This window comes from Pseudoruegeria sp. SK021 (genome assembly GCF_002119405.1).
Lineage (GTDB): Bacteria > Pseudomonadota > Alphaproteobacteria > Rhodobacterales > Rhodobacteraceae > Meridianimarinicoccus.
Map to the genome: position 1 here is coordinate 1 of NZ_MTBG01000123.1, position 368 is coordinate 368.

Genomic DNA, 368 nt, shown 5'->3' on the forward strand with positions numbered 1-368 from the left:
AGGCGAACGGATGTGGTTATTTTGGGAACAACAGCGTCATCTGAAAGCGTGCGCCCCAGCCATCAGGGCCGCCTTCGGGTGTGTCGACCCAATAGCGTGCACCCAAACCGAACTGAACCGGCATTTTGTTGACCTTGACGATCTGCGAGACCAAGGCATTGATCGGCACCGACCATTCCTCGGTTTCCCAGTTATAGGTCGACTCGGTGTTCAAGGTGAACGAGGTCGCCTTTGGGGTGGTGAAGCTGACAAAAGGTTGCACGAACGATGCCGACATTTCGCCATACTTGTCTTCGTCGCTGATTGACCACAAGTGGTTGGCCAAGCCGCCGACCGTCCAGCCATTCGATTGCTTCAGCGCGACGCCG

General features: G+C 56.2%; 1 pseudogene. It reads right to left on the minus strand.

What is annotated here, in order from left to right:
- Positions 1 to 16: 16 nt before the first annotated feature.
- Positions 17 to 368 (minus strand): annotated as a pseudogene (locus BV911_RS19690) (transporter); the annotation flags it as partial.